The 20,400-nt window shown below is 36.3% G+C and carries 15 protein-coding genes and 1 pseudogene; 7 read left to right on the top strand and 9 right to left on the bottom strand.

Annotated elements, in window-relative coordinates; translation table 11 throughout:
- Nucleotides 1-2 precede the first annotated feature (2 nt).
- Nucleotides 3-1,052, top strand: coding sequence for a sulfate/molybdate ABC transporter ATP-binding protein (locus tag SLH51_RS12615; protein WP_335961630.1), 1,050 nt, complete (start codon nucleotides 3-5; stop codon nucleotides 1,050-1,052).
- Nucleotides 1,053-1,146: 94 nt separating this feature from the next.
- Here the strand turns inward: SLH51_RS12615 and SLH51_RS12610 are convergent, their stop codons facing one another.
- Both SLH51_RS12610 and SLH51_RS12605 read right to left on the bottom strand, forming a co-directional pair.
- Nucleotides 1,147-1,767: a hypothetical protein gene (locus SLH51_RS12610; protein WP_335961629.1), complete on the bottom strand. Its 621-nt coding sequence runs from the start codon at nucleotides 1,765-1,767 to the stop codon at nucleotides 1,147-1,149.
- A gap of 12 nt (nucleotides 1,768-1,779) precedes the next feature.
- Nucleotides 1,780-2,949 carry a ParM/StbA family protein gene (locus SLH51_RS12605; RefSeq protein WP_335961628.1) on the bottom strand — a complete coding sequence of 390 codons (1,170 nt, stop codon included), beginning with the start codon at nucleotides 2,947-2,949 and terminating at the stop codon, nucleotides 1,780-1,782.
- 1,592 nt (nucleotides 2,950-4,541) lie between these two features.
- Between SLH51_RS12605 and SLH51_RS12600 the strand changes: the two genes are divergently transcribed.
- Nucleotides 4,542-6,056 carry an ATP-binding protein gene (locus SLH51_RS12600; protein WP_335961627.1) on the top strand — a complete coding sequence of 505 codons (1,515 nt, stop codon included), beginning with the start codon at nucleotides 4,542-4,544 and terminating at the stop codon, nucleotides 6,054-6,056.
- A 75-nt stretch (nucleotides 6,057-6,131) separates the two neighbouring features.
- On the opposite strand, the gene SLH51_RS12595 is transcribed toward SLH51_RS12600, so the two are convergent.
- The 3 genes from SLH51_RS12595 to SLH51_RS12585 form a co-directional block, all read right to left on the bottom strand.
- Nucleotides 6,132-7,373 (bottom strand): HAMP domain-containing sensor histidine kinase, encoded by a 1,242-nt coding sequence (locus SLH51_RS12595; RefSeq protein WP_335961626.1) that lies wholly within the window; start codon nucleotides 7,371-7,373, stop codon nucleotides 6,132-6,134.
- A 145-nt stretch (nucleotides 7,374-7,518) separates the two neighbouring features.
- Nucleotides 7,519-8,577 carry a dual-specificity RNA methyltransferase RlmN gene (gene rlmN / locus SLH51_RS12590; RefSeq protein ID WP_335961625.1) on the bottom strand — a complete coding sequence of 353 codons (1,059 nt, stop codon included), beginning with the start codon at nucleotides 8,575-8,577 and terminating at the stop codon, nucleotides 7,519-7,521.
- A gap of 228 nt (nucleotides 8,578-8,805) precedes the next feature.
- Nucleotides 8,806-9,168, bottom strand: coding sequence for a group I truncated hemoglobin (locus SLH51_RS12585; protein ID WP_335961624.1), 363 nt, complete (start codon nucleotides 9,166-9,168; stop codon nucleotides 8,806-8,808).
- Between the two features lie 535 nt (nucleotides 9,169-9,703).
- Between SLH51_RS12585 and SLH51_RS12580 the strand changes: the two genes are divergently transcribed.
- The gene (locus SLH51_RS12580; protein ID WP_335961623.1) at nucleotides 9,704-11,122 is read left to right on the top strand and encodes an NAD(P)/FAD-dependent oxidoreductase; all 1,419 of its coding nucleotides are present in this window, start codon (nucleotides 9,704-9,706) and stop codon (nucleotides 11,120-11,122) included.
- A gap of 92 nt (nucleotides 11,123-11,214) precedes the next feature.
- Here the strand turns inward: SLH51_RS12580 and brnQ are convergent, their stop codons facing one another.
- Nucleotides 11,215-12,519 carry a branched-chain amino acid transport system II carrier protein gene (gene brnQ / locus SLH51_RS12575; RefSeq protein WP_335961621.1) on the bottom strand — a complete coding sequence of 435 codons (1,305 nt, stop codon included), beginning with the start codon at nucleotides 12,517-12,519 and terminating at the stop codon, nucleotides 11,215-11,217.
- A 329-nt stretch (nucleotides 12,520-12,848) separates the two neighbouring features.
- Here brnQ and SLH51_RS12570 point away from each other — a divergent pair, with 329 nt between their 5' ends.
- Nucleotides 12,849-13,829, top strand: a complete 981-nt coding sequence (locus tag SLH51_RS12570) for a glycoside hydrolase family 43 protein (protein ID WP_335961619.1) — start codon at nucleotides 12,849-12,851, stop codon at nucleotides 13,827-13,829.
- Nucleotides 13,830-14,093: 264 nt separating this feature from the next.
- Nucleotides 14,094-14,492, top strand: a complete 399-nt coding sequence (locus SLH51_RS24470) for a helix-turn-helix domain-containing protein (protein ID WP_390183898.1) — start codon at nucleotides 14,094-14,096, stop codon at nucleotides 14,490-14,492.
- Between the two features lie 87 nt (nucleotides 14,493-14,579).
- Here SLH51_RS24470 and SLH51_RS12560 read toward each other — a convergent pair whose 3' ends face one another.
- Nucleotides 14,580-15,704: a HAMP domain-containing sensor histidine kinase gene (locus SLH51_RS12560; protein ID WP_335961617.1), complete on the bottom strand. Its 1,125-nt coding sequence runs from the start codon at nucleotides 15,702-15,704 to the stop codon at nucleotides 14,580-14,582.
- Nucleotides 15,705-16,124: 420 nt separating this feature from the next.
- Between SLH51_RS12560 and SLH51_RS12555 the strand changes: the two are divergent.
- Both SLH51_RS12555 and SLH51_RS12550 read left to right on the top strand, forming a co-directional pair.
- Nucleotides 16,125-16,328, top strand: a pseudogene (locus tag SLH51_RS12555) (ATP-binding cassette domain-containing protein); the annotation flags it as partial.
- A gap of 152 nt (nucleotides 16,329-16,480) precedes the next feature.
- The gene (locus SLH51_RS12550) at nucleotides 16,481-16,957 is read left to right on the top strand and encodes a hypothetical protein (protein WP_335961615.1); all 477 of its coding nucleotides are present in this window, start codon (nucleotides 16,481-16,483) and stop codon (nucleotides 16,955-16,957) included.
- A gap of 908 nt (nucleotides 16,958-17,865) precedes the next feature.
- On the opposite strand, the gene SLH51_RS12545 is transcribed toward SLH51_RS12550, so the two are convergent.
- Together SLH51_RS12545 and SLH51_RS12540 are read right to left on the bottom strand one after the other, a co-directional pair.
- Nucleotides 17,866-18,843, bottom strand: coding sequence for an ABC transporter permease (locus SLH51_RS12545; protein WP_335961613.1), 978 nt, complete (start codon nucleotides 18,841-18,843; stop codon nucleotides 17,866-17,868).
- Nucleotides 18,843-20,342 carry a sugar ABC transporter ATP-binding protein gene (locus SLH51_RS12540; protein ID WP_390183909.1) on the bottom strand — a complete coding sequence of 500 codons (1,500 nt, stop codon included), beginning with the start codon at nucleotides 20,340-20,342 and terminating at the stop codon, nucleotides 18,843-18,845. The genes SLH51_RS12545 and SLH51_RS12540 overlap by 1 nt, the downstream gene beginning before the upstream one ends.
- Between the last annotated feature and the right edge of the window lie 58 nt (nucleotides 20,343-20,400).

The raw sequence follows: 20,400 nt of genomic DNA, 5'->3' as shown, positions 1-20,400 counted from the left end.
AGGTGCTTAAAGTTTCAATTCGAAAAACGTTAAACCACTTTACATTAACTAGTGACTTTAGCATTTCTAATGGGATTACTGGGATTATAGGACCGTCTGGCTGCGGAAAAAGTGTTACACTTCAATGCATTGCTGGTCTTCAAGCACCAGATGATGGGGAAATAATCTTAAATGAACAAACTTTGTTTCATAACCAACGGATTAATATGAAAACGAAAGATCGCAATGTTGGCTATGTGTTTCAAAATTATGCATTATTCCCTCATTTAACCGTTCAACAAAACATTGCGTACGGGCTTACATCCGAATCAAAATCTAAGAAAAAGGAAAAAGTAGCCAGTATGCTTAGCAAAGTACAGCTAGAAGGGTACGAACATTCCTATCCTAGCGAGCTTTCTGGTGGCCAGCAACAACGCGTAGCACTAGCGCGGACATTAATAACAGAACCTGCCTTGTTGTTGCTTGATGAGCCTTTTTCTGCCCTCGACCATCATGTAAAGCATCTTCTTGAACAAGAACTGTTAGCGATTATTAAGCAACACTATTCAGGTATGGTTATACTCGTTACCCACGATATGGAAGAAGCTTACCGGTTATGTGACCACGTGCTTATATACGATCAAGGAACCATTGTTCAAGCAGGTGAGAAAAAGGAAGTATTTAAAAAGCCAGTAAACCGAACAGCTGCAACGATCATCGGCTGCAAAAATATGTTTTTAATCGACTCGTTACACGTAACCGATAATGAAGCAACTTGCACCATTAAAGGAATGCACCTTACCTTATCCGAGCGACCGTCACACAAGGAGCCTGGCTATATTGGTATTCATGCTGGAGAAATTCAGTTTGTGGAGAAAACGAGTGAGACTAACAATGCATTTAATTATAAAATTATTGATATCGTAATGGGAATTGACCGCACGCATCTAACCGTTCAAGTGGGGGACGTGATCATCAAAGCTACAACATCGAGTAGTCAAATTGAGCGTATCACAAGTAGAAACCTTCACATATACCTACCTCCAGAACAGCTATTTTTTCTACAAAAATAAAACTGTGTCAAACATAGAATTTTCATAAATAAATTCCCTCATTAATAAAGGTTCGATGATCACCACACTGATCATCGAACCTCTTTCATACAATTTACTTATTCATAGCTGATAGGAAATCTCCAAGTAAATCTTCTGCATCCTCTTCTTCATCCTCATTTTGACTCTCATCGTCTGCGGAAGCTAACTCCTGTCTCGCTTTCTCGAAATCAAAATCAAGCAAATCATCTTCCATGTCACCCGGTTCACTATCATTAATCTCATCCTTCACCTCATCGATGTCTTGCTCAACAACGGTTGAGGACTTTCTTAAATGAACGGACTGAACCATTTCATTTTCTTGAAGATAGAGCGCTTCGTCAATGTCAATGGCATTACTAGTTAGCGAAGCCAAAATAGAAGTTGCTCGTACAGGATCTGCTAATAGTTGATAGACAACATTTCCAAGCAATGCTTCAGAATGAGCATGCTTTAACCAGCTACGTTGCTCTTTACTTAGAGATCTAGGAAGCGGAATCGTAACCGTTTCTTTCTCTTTTGATAGAGAGTTACTTACTCCCTCTATCGTAAACTCAGCAATTTTACTTGAGAAATTTCTTCTCTCTGTCTCTTTTAATTTTTGTAATTGCTTGATGATATGATCAGGTGTATCTGAGGGGAGACGGAATGTAATCGCCTGCCCTCTCTGAATCCCAGTCATCCCCTTTTTTGTCATAAGATCACCCTATTAATTTTTTACTGCCTTTTTTTCTGTTTCTTTGTTATTCTTTCGATCAAAAGCAGCAATCAACTTATAATAAGCATTCGCCATCATCCAAATGCTTTCTTTCTCATCTTCAAAAAAGCCAATATTGTAGCCATCTAAACTATTATTAAGCGTTTTAAGATAATCTTTTAAGACCATCGCGCCACCGCCGACAAAATAACAAATCTCTGTTTGTGAATTTTTTTGCCACACATTGCGTAAATGACGATATTGTTTCTTCGCTAACTCTAATAGAATTCGATCTGTTATATCATGGACACTTGTACGACTTCCCTTTACCATAATATGGTTACGATCATGTTTTTTCGTAATAATTTCAACAACATCTCTACGACTGTCTAATTCAACACCGTGCTTCGTTCTAATCTCTTCACGGATTGCCTCTAGTGATTCAGAAACTCCCAGATTAAAGCCTTGCGCTTTATCATCATCGACATTGCGATTTTTGATGACTGCGATATCCGTAGATAATCCACCGATATCCTGGATTAAAATTCTCTTATCTACTAAATCACGATTAATGATATTTAAATTTTTATCCATCACTAAGTTAATATAGGCAGCAAATCCCTCTGGATATATTTTCATTTGATCAAACTTAATATTCACCTTAATTCCTTGGTATTTAGGCGTCACTAAAAATTCAACCTGATGGACTGAACTCACTAAACGTGAACGGTAACCTACATCCTTTCCTTCTTTTACTTCACGAAGAGGAAGGCCTGTCCCAAGTGTATAGTTCGCATCAATCACATTGTTCGTCTTTTTAAACAGATCCTTATTTTCGTCTCTTACTGCATCTAATGCTAACGATGCAAATAACATAACTAACGTTTGATCTTCTTCAGACTTGCTACTACCTGGATCCAACTCAGCCGCATTGTCACTCTTTGTTGCTAAGTTTCCAACACGGTAAATTGCATTGTTATCCTTTAGGGCAGGGGAGTGGATTCGAATATGAATTCCTTCTAATGGATCTTTATCATTTAATTCTTCTATGCCAATAACCGGTCTATCCTCTGTATCTCTTGCAATCACATTTGGAATGTTAAGTTCATAATCAGCTTTTCCAAACAACGCTTTAACAGAATCATTTCCTACATCAATAGCCGCAATTCTAGATTTACTCATATAATAATCATACCTTTCGCTAAAATTTATTGGTTTTACAACTAAATTTTACCACTACTTAAATAGTATAGTAGGTTAGTAAATTCGTCAATGATTCTAAAGTTGCGCACAATCAAGAATACATGCACACAAACGCGTTTACTTGTTTACAAAATTGTTTACAAGTTGATAAACCAACGTATATACAGTTTTGTTTACAAGAATACAATTTTGTATACATTATGTACTCTTTTTGTATTCTTGTTTACAAAATTGTATACATGTAAAATATCATACTATTCCCTCCATCTCTTACACTCGTTCTCAACATATAAATCTCTCATACATGCCAATCAGCATAAAAACTTAAAACGATTTCTCTTTTTTGTTTGATTGGCTACTCGTCAATGTTCTATTCAAACAATGCTTAACCTCCTTAATTTGCAACATGTAAAGAAGTACTCATCATGAGTTTTTATCGCTTAAATGATTATTCTCCAAACGAAATCTTCTTATCGATATCCTTATAACTCTTCCTCTTACTCTAGCATTACTTTTCGCCTATTTGTTGACTGTTCAGCAAGTGAAAAAATCAGCTCGAGATTATACAAATAAAACCCCGTGGTACGTCACTTTACACGCAAACCAATTGGTAACTTAATTAAGAAAACGATTAAACATCTTGAAGACCTTGCGACATTCATTCAGATTCAACGAAAAACAATTTCGAAGTATTTTCTTTCGACCGCGGAAAAGGATAGAGGGTTTTCTGTTTTTTATTAGGTTAATCATAAAGGGGACATGGCAATAGAAATAATAACTACAGTGATCAACTCTATATAAAACGAGACCGAACATAGTGGGATGCTTACCTCAAGCATCATTAAACAACTTCCTAGTGACGTCATAGCTTATGGAACGCCAACGGAAAACAATCAGTTCAGAATTTTTTTCTTTTATACCTACCCATAGAGTAGGGGAGGATATGAATTCCTTCTAAAAGTTTTCGCCAATAACTGATCTTCTTCTGTACCTCGCAATGACTTCTGGAATGTTTAGCTCCTATTCTTTTATCCAAAATAACGCTTAATAGAGTCATTTCCTACAGCTGCAACTTTAGATTTACTCACATGAAAACCATAGCTATTCACTCAAAACAATCGGCTTTAGTGCTGAATTTTACGACTACTTAAATAGTAAACTAGAACAGAAGATTTATAAACAATCCACAGTTGCACACAATTATGTATACAAGAACACAATACCGTAAACTTGTATACATAATTGTAAACATACCTATAAAACAATAAGTATACTAGATTGTATACAAGCACACGATAATGTATACGTGTTGTATTCTTTTTGTATACTTTTATACATAATTGTACACATTACTAGAATCTCTACTTTACTCCCTCTCCCCTTCCTAGCTCTTATCTGTTACACCTGTCCAATCCATTATGTTTCTTCATTTATTTATAAATAGCGTAGATTTTTGAAACTGTACTATTTCCGACTAACCCCATCTTTTTATTTAAAGAAAGAATTGACAGTGGTATAATCTAGCAAAGGCTTACTTCGTAACAAATTACAACAACAAAGGAGCACTTACTATGAGCCTTCCATCACTAAAATCACTATTTTCCAAACGAAATCTACTACTATATATATTTATTACTCTTTTACCAGCCATTGTCTTCAGTTATCTATTGACCGAACAACAAACAAAAAAAATTAAACAAGAATATACACATAAAGCTCAATGGTTTGCTACTTTTCATGCAAATCAAATTGATCAATTTATTGGAGAAACAATAGGACGCCTTGAAATGTTAGCTACGTTTATTCAAATTCAGCGAAAGGAACTCAACCGTTTTGAGCATATTTTACTTACAACACAAGAAAAAGATATTCGTTTTTCTGGTTTTTACTGGGCTAATCCTGAAGGAGATTTAATAATAGGATCTAATGAGCTCTCTTCTCCCGTTAACATCTTCGATAGGGATTATTTTCAAGCTGCTCTCCAGACAGGCAAGACAGCTATTTCTGATGCTCATATAGGAAGAGTTACTGGACGTAACATTATTACAATTGCAACTCCAGCAATCTATAATGACGACATCGAAGGGTTGCTTATCGCTAGCCTACGATTGGATCATTTGCAAATAGTCATCGAACAAAGCTTAAAAGATGAAAATATTACTGTTACTGATTCTAAAGGAATGAGTCTAATACATACGAGACCAAACACTGCTCGAACGAACACAATCACCTCTAGTATTGACGTTGATAGACTGCCTTGGACTGTTACAGCTCATCTATCGCCATTAGAAAGTAATTTATACAGCAAAACCTTTCTTTCTTATTTAGCGGTATCGCTTATTGTCTCTCATATTATTTTTTTATTCATTCAATATTTCCTTTTACAGCGCCATATCAAACAAGAAAAAGAACAGAACGAAATGCAAAAGATGAGACTCGTTGAAAATTTAGCAGCTAGTACAGCCCATGAGATAAGAAACCCATTAACTGGGATTAAAGGGTTAGTTCAACTACTAAGTGAGAAGCATAAAGGAGAAAAAGAACAGTTCTATTTTACGGTTATTTTAGATGAAGTAAATCGGATTAATTCGATCGTTAGCGAATTGTTATTGTTAGGAAAACCAACTGCCCAGGAAATAACTACCTATAACGCAAACGATATCGTTGAAGAAATTCTACCAATTATGGAATCGGAAGCTAATTACAAAAATGTAGAAATATTGTTTCACTCAACAACAAATGAATTGCCAATTTCGTGTGTAAAAGATCATATCAAACAAGTCATCTTAAATTTAGTAAAAAACTCACTCGAATCCATGGATAATGGAGGCAAACTGACAATATTACTCGAGAATCATAACAATATCTGTTTCATTAAAGTGAAGGATAGCGGGTCAGGCATGTCTAAAGACGTAATAAAGCAAGTATTCACTCCATTTTACACGTCAAAAACGGATGGAACTGGACTAGGGTTGCCTGTTTGTAAACGAATCATTGAAGGCTCAGGTGGAAACATATCCATTCAAAGTGAACTAAATAAAGGCACGGAAATTACCATTCAATTGCCGTTAACAATTGAAAAATAGTACGAACCTGAAGGATCGGACCATACTTAAGGCATGATCATTCAAGTTCGTACTAGGCTTGTTATGAGTCGCCTCCTAATCACAAACATGAGAATTCTCATTTTGATCTTTTTTAGCAGGAAATTGAAGTTTTACTTTCGTTCCTTTGCCAAGTTCACTTGTAAAATGAATGGTTCCATTGTATTTATGAGCGATATTAAAACAAATCGTAAGACCTAACCCAGTTCCTTTGCTTTTTAATGAGTAAAATGGTGTTCCAATTTGCTTTAATTCTTCAGCTGTCATGCCATTTCCAGAGTCAATCACGTTCACTTCAACGAAACGATTCTTCATTCGGGCCTCTAGTAGAAGTGTTCCACCAAAAGGTGAAGCCTCAATTGCATTTTTCAGTAAATTAATGAAGAGTTGTTTCATTTCCATTAAACTGCATGAAATATAACAGCCCTCTTCTACATCTACTTTAATTTTCACATTATGGAGTAAGGCATACGAATAAATTAGCTCAACGACACTATGTAGGCAATTACTGACGTTAATTATGTTCACTTCGCCCTGTTCTTTCGTCTTAGCAATGGACAAAAAGTCTGAAATAACCAATTCAGCTGTATGCAATTCGTCTAACATTAGAGAAAAATGTTCTTTTGTTTGTTTCGGTATCGATTGATCTTCCTTGTAAAGTTGGACAAATCCTTTTACAACAGTAATAGGATTTCTTATTTCATGAGCTACAGCGGCAGCTAACTGTCCGGTTGTTTTAAAGCGCTCAGCCTGTTGGATTTGTTGATAATATAACTGTTGTTTCCGCATCCTTGTATACGTTAAATAAAAAATGAGAAATAGCAACGCTTGACTTGCGAAGAAATTAATCAAATTCCCTATTAAATCATCATAAATATGTGGATAATTCTTGCCATGATCACTAAAAAATATGTAACTAAAAATGAAAGTCATCAATAGTCCGTTTATGATTAGGGATAAATAAAATAATTTTGGTAGAAAGAATAAGATAGATACACCAGGAATTAAACAGATTAATAGCAAGGTAGACGACGTTTCTGGATACATTATAAACAGCGTATAAAAATAGAACATCGTAACGACAATGATAAAAGTTTTCATATAGTTTGTCTCTTTCTTCGGATAGAGCAACAATAAAGTTGATAAGACAATCACAAGAAGAACTTGGACATAAAAACCCCACCCTATCACATCAGACCGCAAAAATACAACAACTAACCCTAAAAGCATAAAGACTATGATAAAGCCCATAGATATATTATATAATTTCTTATTTGCTGCACTACGTAAATCCTTCATCCTCTACCCCCTTTTAAATTACCTATATTTCACTTTAAGGATATCATGGTCGTTGCCTCTGACAAAGTAACTAATGTATCATAAAAGGAATAAGATAAGGCTACTGAAAATTGTCGATTTCAGTAGCCTCTTTGAATGATCAATCTTAGCTTTGGCCTTCTTTTATTTGTTTGCTTCGTAATTGACCACAAGCAGCATCGATATCGGTTCCGTGTTCAATACGAATACCGCAATTGATTCCGTTTTTCTTTAACGTATCATAAAAAGCCAATACGGTCTCTTCTTCACTTCTTTGGTACTGGGAATGTTCATCAACAGGATTATACGGAATTAAATTCACGTATGCGCGCCTGTCGCCAATCAACTGAGCTAACTCTAACGCGTGCTCTTTTTGGTCATTCACGTCTCTTAATAAAATGTATTCTAGTGTAATTCGTCGATTCGACTTTTCGACATAATAGTCAATCGCTGACATTAATTTTTCTAACGGGATTGCGCGATTTATTTTCATAATTCGTGTCCGTAACTCATTGTTTGGAGCATGCAAGGAAATCGCTAAATTTACTTGTAGTTTTAGATCAGCAAACTCATAAATTTTGTCAGCTAGACCACTCGTTGATACGGTGATATGTCTAGGACCGATTTCAAGCCCTTTTTGATCTTTGACAATTTCTAGGAAATCAACCATATTATCAAAGTTGTCAAATGGCTCACCAATCCCCATCACAACAATATGGCTCACTCGCTCACCCTTGCCTACTTGATCAAAATGAAGTTGGACGTTCATAATTTGCTCAACAATTTCACCACTTGATAAGTCTCGATCCTTCTTTAACAAACCACTCGCACAAAAGCTACAGCCAATATTACAGCCTACTTGTGTTGTGACACAGACACTTAACCCGTATTTATGCCTCATTAGGACCGTCTCAATTAAGTTTCCATCACTTAGTGTAAACAAGAACTTAATTGTTCCATCGGCTGACTCTTGCTTCGTGTGCTCTTGTAATGTTTGAATCGCGAAATGTTCTTTTAAGACGTTGATACAGTCTTCATTTACATCAACCATGTCAGAAAAGTCGGTGACGCGCCTTCTATATAGCCAATCCCACACTTGCTGTGCTCGGCCTTTTTTATGACCATGCTCCAAAAGCCATGACGACAAACGGTCAAATGTTAACCCATATATCGATTGTTTATTCATTGATTACCCTCTTTTCAAAACGTACAAACTACCCCCTATTTTACTGAATGTTGTTCAAACTAGCAAATCTCCTACCCCATTAACAAAATGGAAAAGTTGACGTGTTTTCTCAATTGTTCAAAAGGTGACATCTTAATTTCAACTAGTTAACGTACAATTAAAGGTTTAACGTAAAGTGCCTGTCCCCCAGTATCGTAAAGCATTTGAGGACAGGCACCTTTCTTAAAGTTATTTATACAGTATATCTTCTCTGAGTGAAGCGACTTTCGTTAAAGCTGTATCTATGTCAGCTTCTTTTACTCCAAAGTGTGCAAGAGCGTCGTGAAGATGTTTAGCAATAGCGTTAAAATGGTCTGGTTGTATATTCATTCCTTCGTGTGCTTTTGCCATTCCCTTGCCTGAATACTGATTAGGACCACCTAATGCAAAACTAATAAATTTTGTCTGATGACGACGTTGTTTTTCCATATCTGTATTTTTAAAAAAGTGATTCACAGTTTCATCTTTAAGAACCAATTCTGAATAAAAATAGTCGACAACTTTTGCAATCGCTTCTTCCCCGCCAATTTTTTCATAAAGTGTTTCTTCCATACATACGCACTTCCTTTTCAGTATTTATAGAATTATTTTCCACATATTTTTTGTCTTTATCCCCTATATTTGAGAATATCTATCCACAGAGCTTAAGTCTTTTTTGTATTCTCTATCTGCTTTCCGTTATTCTCCTTTCTTCATCTAGCCTCATTGAATGTAAGATTTACTGTCACAATTTCTACAGAGATTCTTTTCTTCTGCTATGCTATAACTACTTCACTAACTAAAGAGTCATTGATCCATATAGAATCTTCTTACCATTTCATCCAATAGAAACATTTCCTTGTGTAATCATCTAACATCATTACTATCGCTTATCATAACCTATATTTTCCTCTTTATCTACGTGATAAGGCTATACGTTAAGGTTCTGACTAGTCACTTCACACAAAATGAAACGGACATTTTAGACATAACCAACATCCAATAAATGTAATAGAAATGATACTATATGTGCAAAGGAACTAGGGATACTGTACGGACGGAGTGCTTAAATAAACTTGACAGAAGAAGTTGAAAGGAATGAAACTTTATGAGCTTAGAGACTTTAAACGAACAAGTGAAAACCGATCTTTCTTATCTTGCTTACGGAGGGCAAGATTGGGTACGCCCACTCAACCATCTCAAAGAACATGTCTATGATGTCGTGATTGTTGGAGGAGGTCAGAGTGGTTTAGGTACTGCTTTTGGTCTCTTACGTGAGCGAGTATCAAACATTCTCGTCATTGACGAAAACACCGAAGGCTTAGAAGGTCCATGGGAAACGTATGCGCGTATGATAACATTACGAACACCTAAACATTTAACTTCAATTGACCTTGGTATCCCTTCACTAACCTTCCGCTCATGGTGGGAAGCACAGTTTGGTCCAAAGAGTTGGGATGAGGTCGATAAGATTCCGCGTGGAGATTGGATGAACTATCTCCGCTGGTATCGCAAGGTACTCAACCTACCTGTCATTAATGAGGTAAAACTGAAACTAGTTGAACCTGAAACTAAAGGCATTCACCGCTTACATCTAGAAAGAGCAGGAACACCTTCTAACAGCATACTCACGCGCAAGGTCATTCTTGCTACAGGTATTCAAGGAGGGGGTGAGTGGCATATACCACCTATGGTTGCTGATAATTTACCACCTCATCTCTATGCTCACACTTCTGAAACCATTGATTTTGAACGACTTAAAGGTAAAAAGGTTGCTGTCTTAGGTGGAGGTGCCTCAGCCTTTGATAATGCTAATTTCGCTCTATCAGAAGGAGTGGCCGAGGCACATGTCTTTGTTCGCCGCAAAGAGATGCCGCGTATCAATCCGATCCGCCAGATGGAAGGTTCGGGCATGATTGAACGTTTTCATGCCTTAGCCGATGCTGACAAATATGCAGCTATTGCGCATTTCTTCAAGCACAATCAGCCACCAACGAATGATATGTTTGAACGCGCGACATCGTGGGAGGGTTTTCAGTTACACTTAGGAGCGCCTTGGCAGGATGTGAAATTAACAGATGAAGGGGCAGTTGTAACAACCCCACAAGGTACATTTACTTTTGATTTCTTACTAATCAGTACAGGTCTACTTACCGACCCAGCATTACGTCCAGAGCTCTCACTAGTTGAAAAACACATTGCTCGTTGGGGTGACCGCTACCAGGCTCCTGATGAACTAGCAAATCCGGTGCTTGATGCACATCCTTATTTAAGCCCTGGTTTTGCTTTTGTCAGTCGCGATGAAAGTGGCAGCAAGAACTTACACGGTCTCTTTGCTTTTAACTATTCAGCTTTGATCAGTTGTGGCATTTCAGCATCTGCTCTTTCTGGTATGAGGTTTGGTATTCCAAAGCTCGTGTCTGCCGTAGCAGATCAGCTTTTCCTTGATGATCGCGATAAGGTTTTAAGTGACTTCTTTTCGTATAACGAGGTTGAATTTGTTGGAGAGTGGCCGGTAAAGGTGTAACTTGTCTAAAGGAACGAATGAATAATGAACAAAATGCAAATAGGTCTGATCTAAGAAATTGACATTCTTAGGTCACACCTTTTGCTTTTATTTTACCTTTTTCCATAATGACAAAGGGTGCCAATTAGCCCACCTACTATACTAGGTACAATCCATCCGATTCCCTCTGCATACAAGGGCAAATAAGCAAAAGCACTCGAAATGATTGCTATTTCAATGCCTGTCATTGTTAAGCCGTCGTAAATACTAACAACCCCAGCTCCTATAATTGCCCCAATGTACAGAGAACTAGGAAGTGGATTCTTTTTCTGCCAAATCGATAATGAAATTAAAACGATGGTTATTGGGTAAATCGCAATAAGCAATGGCAATGAAACGGAAATTAACTGACTTAAACCTAAGTTCGCCATCGTAAAACTAAAAAGACATAGAATTGCAATGATCACTGGATAGGATACTTTGTTAAATCTCCCAGCTAAGTATTCTCCACACGCAGACACTAAACCAATTGACGTAGTTAAACAAGCTCCTGTAATAACAACTGCAAGCAAGATCGTTCCAAATGAACCAAATAATAGCGACGTAACAGCGGCGAGAATTGCTCCACCGTTATCTTGAACCCCCACTGGATTCACACTAGTAGCTCCCATATAGGCTAACGCAATGTAAACAAATGAAAGGCCTACTCCGGCAATGAGGCCAGCTTTAATCGTATAAGAACGAATGTCTCCTACAGCTTTTATCCCTTTTTCTTGAATGCGATTAATAATGACAATCCCAAATACGAGGGCTGCAATCGCGTCCATTGTTAAAAAGCCTTCGAGAAACCCATTAAAAAAAGCTCCATCTATGTATGATTCCATTGCCTCGCCAATCTCCCCAATTGGTGAGAAAAAGCTCCGAATGGAGAGAATGACAATTAAAAGAAAGAGAATAGGCGTTAAAATTTTCCCGACACGATCTACCAATTTGGCAGGATTAAGCGCAAGCCAGAAGGTAATCGAAAAAAAGGCTAATGTTGATACAAATAAACTAAATTTATTTGCTTCTACTAAAAACGGAACAACACCCACTTCATACGCAACTGTCCCGGTTCGTGGGATTCCAAAAAATGGTCCAATCGTCAAATAGATAACAACGGGAAAGACAAGTGCAAATGACTTATGTACTCGCTTGGCAAGGACGTCCAAATTCCCTTCTACGTTTGAAATGGTGATGATTGCAAAAAGCGGCAATCCTACACCCGTAACTAAGAAGCCGAGAATGGCAGCCCACATCGACTCCCCTGCTTGTTGCCCAAGTAAAGGAGGGAAAATTAAGTTGCCTGCTCCTAAAAACAAAGCAAACATGAAAAAACCTAAAGCAAATACTTCCTTTGTTGGTAACTTTTGTATCATTATGTTAATCCTCCGGTGATGCTAAGTAGCTAAACTTTATACTTTCACTAATTGTAGCATAAAGCAGTTAACTTTATTCATTTGTAAGTCCCTCTTTACTCATGCGTAAGGTACAGCCCGAGAATCAAGAAACCCCTATTCATTTTATTCAAGAAAACATCATCAATCATACATTGTTCTTTAAAAGAAATCACTTTTCCTATCCAAAATGTACTTACCATTTTCAATCTAAGTTAGTTTAATCACTATACAAAGTTAATTTTATTTGATAGCATAAACATAATAGCTCTTTTTTCACACAAATTTTTTTAAAATGAGGAGAGTAGGATATGAAGAAAAACGTAAAACCTAATGAACCGTTAGTAAACCATATTTATACAGCAGACCCTTCTGCTCATGTATTTGAAGGAAAAATTTATATTTATCCTTCCCATGATCTTGATCATGATGAGCCTTCAAATGATAATGGTGACCAATATAAAATGGAAGATTACCATGTCCTATCGATGGATGATTTCAATTCACCATGTGTAGACCACGGGGAAGTACTTCATGTAAGAGATATTCCTTGGGCTAAGAAACAATTATGGGCACCAGATGCTGCTTATAAAAACAATACGTATTATCTATTTTTTCCAGCAAGAGATCATGACTATATTTTTAGACTTGGAGTAGCGACAAGCTCAAATCCAGCTGGCCCATTTACGCCTCAAGAAGATTATATCCCGGGAAGCTTTAGTATTGATCCCGCTGTTTTAGTGGACGATGATCAGAAGGCTTATGTTTATTTTGGTGGACTCTGGGGAGGACAACTAGAAAAGTGGCAAACTGGTACATTTAATCCTGATGGAAAAGAACCTGCCGCATCAGAACCTGCATTAGGACCAATAGTAGCTGAATTAAGCGAAGATATGTTAACGTTTACAGAAACACCGCAAGAAATTTCGATTGTTGATGAAGATGGGAATCCGATTCTAGCAGGCGATGAAGAAAGAAGATATTTTGAAGGTCCATGGGTTCATAAATACAATGACTATTATTATCTTTCTTACTCTACTGGGACAACCCATTTAATTGCCTATGCGATGAGTAAAAACCCAAAAGGTCCATTTGTGTATAAAGGCACTATCCTTAAACCAGTTATCGGTTGGACGACTCATCATTCCATCGTTCAATTTGAGGATAAATGGTATTTATTTTACCATGATTGCTCGATGTCAGATGGCGTAAATCATAAGCGCAGTGTTAAATATACAGAGCTTAAATATAATGAAGATGGGACGATTCAGACAATCGATCCATATAAATAAGTTAGATCACATAAATCTCCATTAGGCTGACTCGATAAATGAGTTTAGCCTTTTTTTGTATTAAAGTAAGCTGCAGTATTTTTCCTAAGGAGTTAAGAAAAAGCACAATGCCTCGAATCTCTTCTAGGTATTTATCATTAATACCTAATAAGCCAAAGGACACTCTTATTATTATTTTTCTCTCGACACCCCCTTAAAAAAGAAGGAACCTACGTATAGATATTTAACAGGAAAGAAAATTATTGAGTATAAAGGAGGATATGTATGCTTGGTGAAATAGTAAAAAAATACCGCATTAAAAGAGGCTTATCTCTTTCTAAACTAGCAGAGCTAGCAGGTGTAGATAAATCCTATCTTAGTTCCATTGAAAGAAAAAAAGACTTAAACCCTCCTATGCAATTTTTGGAAAAGGTTTCTCCTGTATTAGAGGTTTCCATTGATACATTGTTATCTGAGTGTTCATTCCAAACATATGATCCTTTTTGGAATGAGGTAGTAACTGAAGCACTTGAAATAGGATTGACAACAGAAGAATATATTCATTTTCTCGAATATACAAAAAGACAAAGTGCAGAAACAAGAGTACGACAACTCCCTATTTATCAACATTTAAAAACATTTTTAGAAAGCCAGAAGCTAGGGTCTGAGGCTCGTATTAGTTAATTCATAGTGTAAGCATTGGGGCTGTATTGGGTAAATTAACATAACTATTCAATACGGTCCCAATGCTTCTTTTTGAACTTTATTCACTTATTGAGACATACTAGAAATATCATCTTTTATTGCTGGAAATCGTATCGTAACTGTAGTTCCTTCACCTTTTGAACTTTCGAAGTCCATGGATCCTTTATATTTTTCAATAATATTAAAGCAAATCATTAACCCTAAGCCTGTACCTTTGCTTTTCAAAGAATAAAAGGGTGTTCCAAGAGATTTAACTTCTGCTTCTGACATTCCAATTCCATAATCAATTACTTTTATCTCAATAAGATTTTTCTTTCTTTTCGCTTCAACAATGACAGGGTCGCCCATTTCTGAAACCTCAATTGCATTTTTTATAATATTAATGAACAACTGTTTAAACTCTAATTTATTGGCTTTAATATAGCAGTGATCCTCTATTTTTAGATGAATTTGATTATTACGTAAAACCCCATACGATTGAAGTAAATCAGTAATACTTTGAAGCACTACCTTTAAATTTACTGTTTCTGTCTTTTGATTTTCGTTTGGCTTTGCAATGGATAAGTATTGAGAGATGACTTGTTCTGCGGTGTTTAATTCATCAATCATCAATGTAAAATGTTTTTTAGTTTCTTTACTATAGGAAGTACCCTCTTCATAATACTGCAAAAAACCTTTCACTACTGTTAGAGGGTTTCGAATTTCATGTGCCACAGCTGCCGCTAATTGTCCAGTTGCTTTTAATCGCTCTGACTGTTGTATTTGTTCATAATACACCTGTAATTTTTTTAAACGAACGTACGATAAATAGTAAATAAAATAGATAATTAATTGACTTCCTATAAAGTTGATAAAATTCCCTACTAGATCAAGTTGAATATGGGGAAACTTAGAACCTTGATCAAACCATGCAATATAAAAAAAAATAATACTTACAGATGCCCCATTTACGAATAAAGAAGAATAAAACAACTTTGAGTCAAAGAAAAAAATTGAAATGGCTGGAATAAAGCATAAGAATAAGAAAGTAGACCAAGTTTCTGGATATAAAAAGAAGAGTGTATAGAAATAAGCGAACACTCCTACAATAATGATCACTCTAAAAGTATGTGTCTCGTACTTTGGATAGAGCAATAGAAATGCAATAAGACTAACAACAAGTAGAAGGTGTAATATATATCCTCCCCCCAAAATCACTCATAAGTGGATTATCAACAAACAAACCCAATACCATAAGTGAATTTATAAAGAGCATCGTTATATAATAAAGTTTTTTATTGATTCGAGAATTTAACTCCTTCATACATACTCCTTCATAATATCTATTATTTTTCGTTTATGTGCTTATTATAGTACTAAAAAAGTCCCGATACAATTTTGTAGTTATTTGTCGAAACTCAAAGAAGTTTTTAATAAAAAGATTTATAAAATATATGTGCACCAATATATGTGAATATCTAATCAAATTTATTATAACTTCTATTTTACTACCCTCCTAGTAGAGTAAGTCTATAATATTTGTTGACAATAAAATAAGTTGGTTTTATAGTAGAAACATAAATGATATTGATAATTATTTTCAACTAAGTGGTTGGAAATGGAGGTTACATAATGACTCGCCTTTATACGGATGATCTAAGCATTGGCTATGGCGATCAGCTAATTGTTAAAAATCTCAGTGTTAAGATCCCTGATAAGAAAATAACAACTATTATTGGGCCTAATGGCTGTGGTAAATCTACTTTACTAAAAGCCATTACTCGGATTATTTCCTACCAATCTGGAAAAGTCATCTTAGACGGTGAAAGTATCAACGTCTGGTGGGATATTGGATTACCCTGGGCCAATTGGGATGTTATTCTGCTTAACCAAGTCGGTGTTGAGTTACTTTTATCGGATAAATCGAATAAATATATGAACCGAGAGTAACACTACACATAAAACTAATGTGGGGGAGTATTAATGACATGAAACAGATTATTCTCTGGTTACTCTTGATATTGCCTTGGGTGTCCTTGTTTTTTTTGAAAATGGATACTGTGCGCAGGTACATGCCGGTCGCTCTATTTATGACCGTTATTCATACCTTGGCGTATCAAGCGGCTTACCATTACGGATGGTGGAAAGAGACAGGTTCCAGTCTGTTCGGGTGGGATAAAGTCGTCCCGGTTCCTTGGGTGTATGGAGCATATTTAGTTATAGTTATCTGGATATTCCGCTTTACTTTCGGGAAATTTTGGATGTATTTGACTGTCAATATACTTTTGGACGGGTTATTTATGTACATCGTTTACCCGGTATGGCAACGGATGGGGCTTGTTTCGAGTGAATCGACTTTGTCTACAATAGCTATTGTTGCTATGATGATCGGTTTTGCGTTAATCATCTATCTGTATCAACTGTGGCAGGACGAAGTGTTCAAACAGCCCAAAGCCAACGCATAATTGACCAAGAACGGTCTTGATGTCCCCTTCATTGGAGAAGGAAAGCGAAGTAACCGAAAACATGGATATCTCCGATTCAAAGACTTGTCCACGTTGACTTTATAATATTGATTACCTTGCTTCACAAACTGTACGAAGCAGTAGTTTCCGCACATTCTACATTGGTTTTGGCCTGCACCTTGCTAGGCCTTTTTATTGCGAAGATGGCCGCAGCTGTGAGAATCGGTGCATTTGCCACAAGGATTCTCCTCTGAATCAAATGATACTCCTTGCTTATGCTTCTATTTATGGTACGGTTCAGCGAACATCCCCTAAGAACATGGTTAATTTCAAACATAAGGTATTCATATCTATATAATGTTTTTAAGATTTTATATTTATAGTGGAGACTTTGAAAAAGATGTTATCTTTCATTCTATAGTCAATTGTTTTATTGTCGTTTTACTTTATATAATACCATTGAACTCTTTAGATAAATAAAAGGCCTGAGAGATAGGCAGCTCTCTCCTCATAATGGGTTCGTCCCCCCTAAAAAAAGAGAGTTTATAATAGTAGAAGACTTAAATTCTATAAGAGCGTGTTCAAAAAGATGGCAATGACTTCACACGCTATAAGGTTCCGCTCATTGCTTAGAGTCTGTTCAAAAAAACTTGAATTAAACCTTTAAAACCTACCTTGTTAGAGGTAAGTTTTAAAGGTTTAATTCTACTTTATAATTTTACAAAGTTTAATGCTTAGTAGAAAAGACTTTTGATTACCTTTTAAATACAACTCATTCTTTCTCCAGACTACGAAATTGTATGCTATAAATGAACCAGAATTTACAACAAATTTCACGGGAAGTAATAAGTCAAACATTTGCGTACAGCGAATCTGAAAATTTATTTTTCATATTCAATCACTAGTAGTTAGGCTCTTTTCCGTAACCGATCTAGTAGTACAGCTATGACAATGACTAAACCTTTAACTACTTGCTGCCAGTAATAATCAACATTTAATAAAGTCATACCATTCGTAAGAACAGCTACTATTAATACCCCGATAATGGTACCTTGTATACGACCAAATCCACCAACAAAGCTAGTACCACCTAAAATAACTGCAGCAATCGCATCGAGCTCAGCCCCAACACCAACCATCGGCTGACCTGTGAACAAGCGACCTGCCATGACCACCCCTGCTACACCCGCTAACATACCACTTATAGAATAGACATTGATTAACGTTCTCTCTACTTTAATACCTGTTAACCGTGAAGCCTCTTCATTACCACCAACTGAATAAATATGGCGCCCAAACATCGTATATTTAAGCATAATGAACATAACAATATAAACTAAGGTCATGACGTATATAGGCGTAGGGATACCTAAAATGTAACCAGAACCAATAAATTTGAAGTTTTCCGATGCTAATACAACAGGATATCCACCTGTAATAACAAAAGCTAAACCTCTAACATAAGTCATACTACCAAGGGTAACGATAAACGAAGGTAATTTAGGTTTTGCTGTGAAATATCCATTAATAGCTCCCACTAAATAACCTACTCCAACACCGGCTAACATTGCTATAGGAACCGGTACACCTGCATTTGAAAGCATTACAGAAATAACGCCAGATAATGCTAATATTGAACCAACTGATAAATCAATACCACCTGTTAATATAACTAAAGTCATCCCGGCTGCAAGAATGGCTGTGATCGAGCTTTGTCTGAGTATGTTTAAAATATTACTTGGTTCAGTAAAATTCGGTGCAACAATCATCATTACGACAATTAACAAAAAAAGGATAATTACCATGCCTAAGTTATTGAAAATTTCCTGAGAACGTTTTTTAAATGACACCCGTGTTTGAACTGATTCTTGTGGATTTGTATTCATTATTTAACCTCTCCTGTTGCATAATACATTATTTTTTCTTGTGTAGCTTCTTCTCTAGATAGCTCTGCTCTTAATTTTCCTTCATGCATGACCAAAATGCGATCACTAACTCCAAGTACTTCAGGTAATTCAGATGAAACCATTAGAACGGCTAATCCTTGGTCAGCTAATTTACAAATAATTTTATGAATCTCTGTCTTAGCACCAATATCAACACCACGAGTAGGTTCATCAAGTAGTAAAACCTTTGGACTGATGGATAACCATTTAGCAATAACAACCTTTTGTTGATTACCACCACTCAATCCCATAACATTTTGTTCTTTAGAAGCAGTCTTGACACCTAGCTCCTTAATGTACCGCTCTGCGTCATGATCCATCTTCTTTCTCTGTAATAATCTATATTTACGATATGTTGGCAGCTGGGCCATTAATATATTTTCTTTAACTGATAGATTAGGGAGTAATCCTTGTTCTTTTCGACTTTCCGGAACATGAGCGATGCCTAATTTCATAGCCTCGATTGGATTGTTTATTTGAACTTCCTCACCGTCTAAGAGAATACGTCCCTCCTGTAATACGGACAAACCAAATATTGTTCGAATGAGTTCAGTCCTTCCCGCACCAACTAGTCCTGCTAAGCCAACAATTTCACCCGGATACAGTTTTAGTGACACATTATTAACTAGATTTTTGTCAGAGATTCCTTGCAACTCTAAAGCAGGCACTTCGTCTTTCGTCCTAATGGTTTCTTGTTTTCTATCTTTCACAAAGAGATCGCTTAATTCTCTTCCTACCATAAGCTTTACAAGATTATCAGGACTAGTTTCTGAAATAGGACCGCTCTTAATCCAATTACCGTCTCGTAATACTGTTAAACGATCGGATATTTTGAAGATTTCATCCATTCTGTGAGAGATATAAACAATCGCAACGCCTTTTTTCTTTAATTCCTCAATAATGCCAAACAGTTTCTCTATTTCCTTATCCGTTAAGGAAGCCGTAGGTTCATCCATGATTAAAATTTCAGAATTAAATGATAATGAACGAGCGATTTCTACCATTTGCTGCTGCGCTACACTTAATGTAGATACATTTGCTTTTGGATTTAAAGTAGAACCGATAGATTTCAACACACGATCTGCCGTTTCATAGATCTCACTCCACTTCACCAAACCCAGCTTATTTTTCTTGAATTTGGTCCCCATTAAAATATTTTCGCCAATGGATAGATTAGGTGATAAACTAATTTCTTGATGAATAACACTAATCCCCTTATTCCTAGCTTCCATCGGATTATTCCATTGCTCTTCATTACCTTTATAAATGATCTTCCCAGAATCACGGTCTGGTTGATATACACCTGCCATTATTTTCATTAGTGTTGATTTACCTGCACCATTTTCACCCATCAATGCATGAACTTCACCTTTGTACAGTTCAATGTTTACATTTTTCAATACTTGCACACCTGAAAATGACTTGTTGATCGAATCCATAGTTAAAATAGGTGAGTCTGTAGGTGAAGGATGAAACGTTTGCTTATTTCCCTGAAGT

Source organism: Halalkalibacter kiskunsagensis, assembly GCF_037027555.1.
Classification (GTDB): domain Bacteria; phylum Bacillota; class Bacilli; order Bacillales; family Bacillaceae_D; genus Halalkalibacter; species Halalkalibacter kiskunsagensis.
Note: the sequence above shows the minus strand (reverse complement) of the source record. Positions and strands in the feature narration are given on the sequence as shown.

Coding starts and splice junctions, on each gene's coding strand:
- SLH51_RS12610 (WP_335961629.1), bottom strand. CDS start 1,767: ATGACAAAAAAGGGGATGACTGGGATTCAGAGAGGGCAGGCGATTACA.
- SLH51_RS12605 (WP_335961628.1), bottom strand. CDS start 2,949: ATGAGTAAATCTAGAATTGCGGCTATTGATGTAGGAAATGATTCTGTT.
- SLH51_RS12600 (WP_335961627.1), top strand. CDS start 4,542: ATGAGCCTTCCATCACTAAAATCACTATTTTCCAAACGAAATCTACTA.
- SLH51_RS12595 (WP_335961626.1), bottom strand. CDS start 7,373: ATGAAGGATTTACGTAGTGCAGCAAATAAGAAATTATATAATATATCT.
- rlmN (WP_335961625.1), bottom strand. CDS start 8,577: ATGAATAAACAATCGATATATGGGTTAACATTTGACCGTTTGTCGTCA.
- SLH51_RS12585 (WP_335961624.1), bottom strand. CDS start 9,168: ATGGAAGAAACACTTTATGAAAAAATTGGCGGGGAAGAAGCGATTGCA.
- SLH51_RS12580 (WP_335961623.1), top strand. CDS start 9,704: ATGAGCTTAGAGACTTTAAACGAACAAGTGAAAACCGATCTTTCTTAT.
- brnQ (WP_335961621.1), bottom strand. CDS start 12,519: ATGATACAAAAGTTACCAACAAAGGAAGTATTTGCTTTAGGTTTTTTC.
- SLH51_RS12570 (WP_335961619.1), top strand. CDS start 12,849: ATGAAGAAAAACGTAAAACCTAATGAACCGTTAGTAAACCATATTTAT.
- SLH51_RS24470 (WP_390183898.1), top strand. CDS start 14,094: ATGCTTGGTGAAATAGTAAAAAAATACCGCATTAAAAGAGGCTTATCT.
- SLH51_RS12550 (WP_335961615.1), top strand. CDS start 16,481: ATGAAACAGATTATTCTCTGGTTACTCTTGATATTGCCTTGGGTGTCC.
- SLH51_RS12545 (WP_335961613.1), bottom strand. CDS start 18,843: ATGAATACAAATCCACAAGAATCAGTTCAAACACGGGTGTCATTTAAA.
- SLH51_RS12540 (WP_390183909.1), bottom strand. CDS start 20,342: ATGGATTCGATCAACAAGTCATTTTCAGGTGTGCAAGTATTGAAAAAT.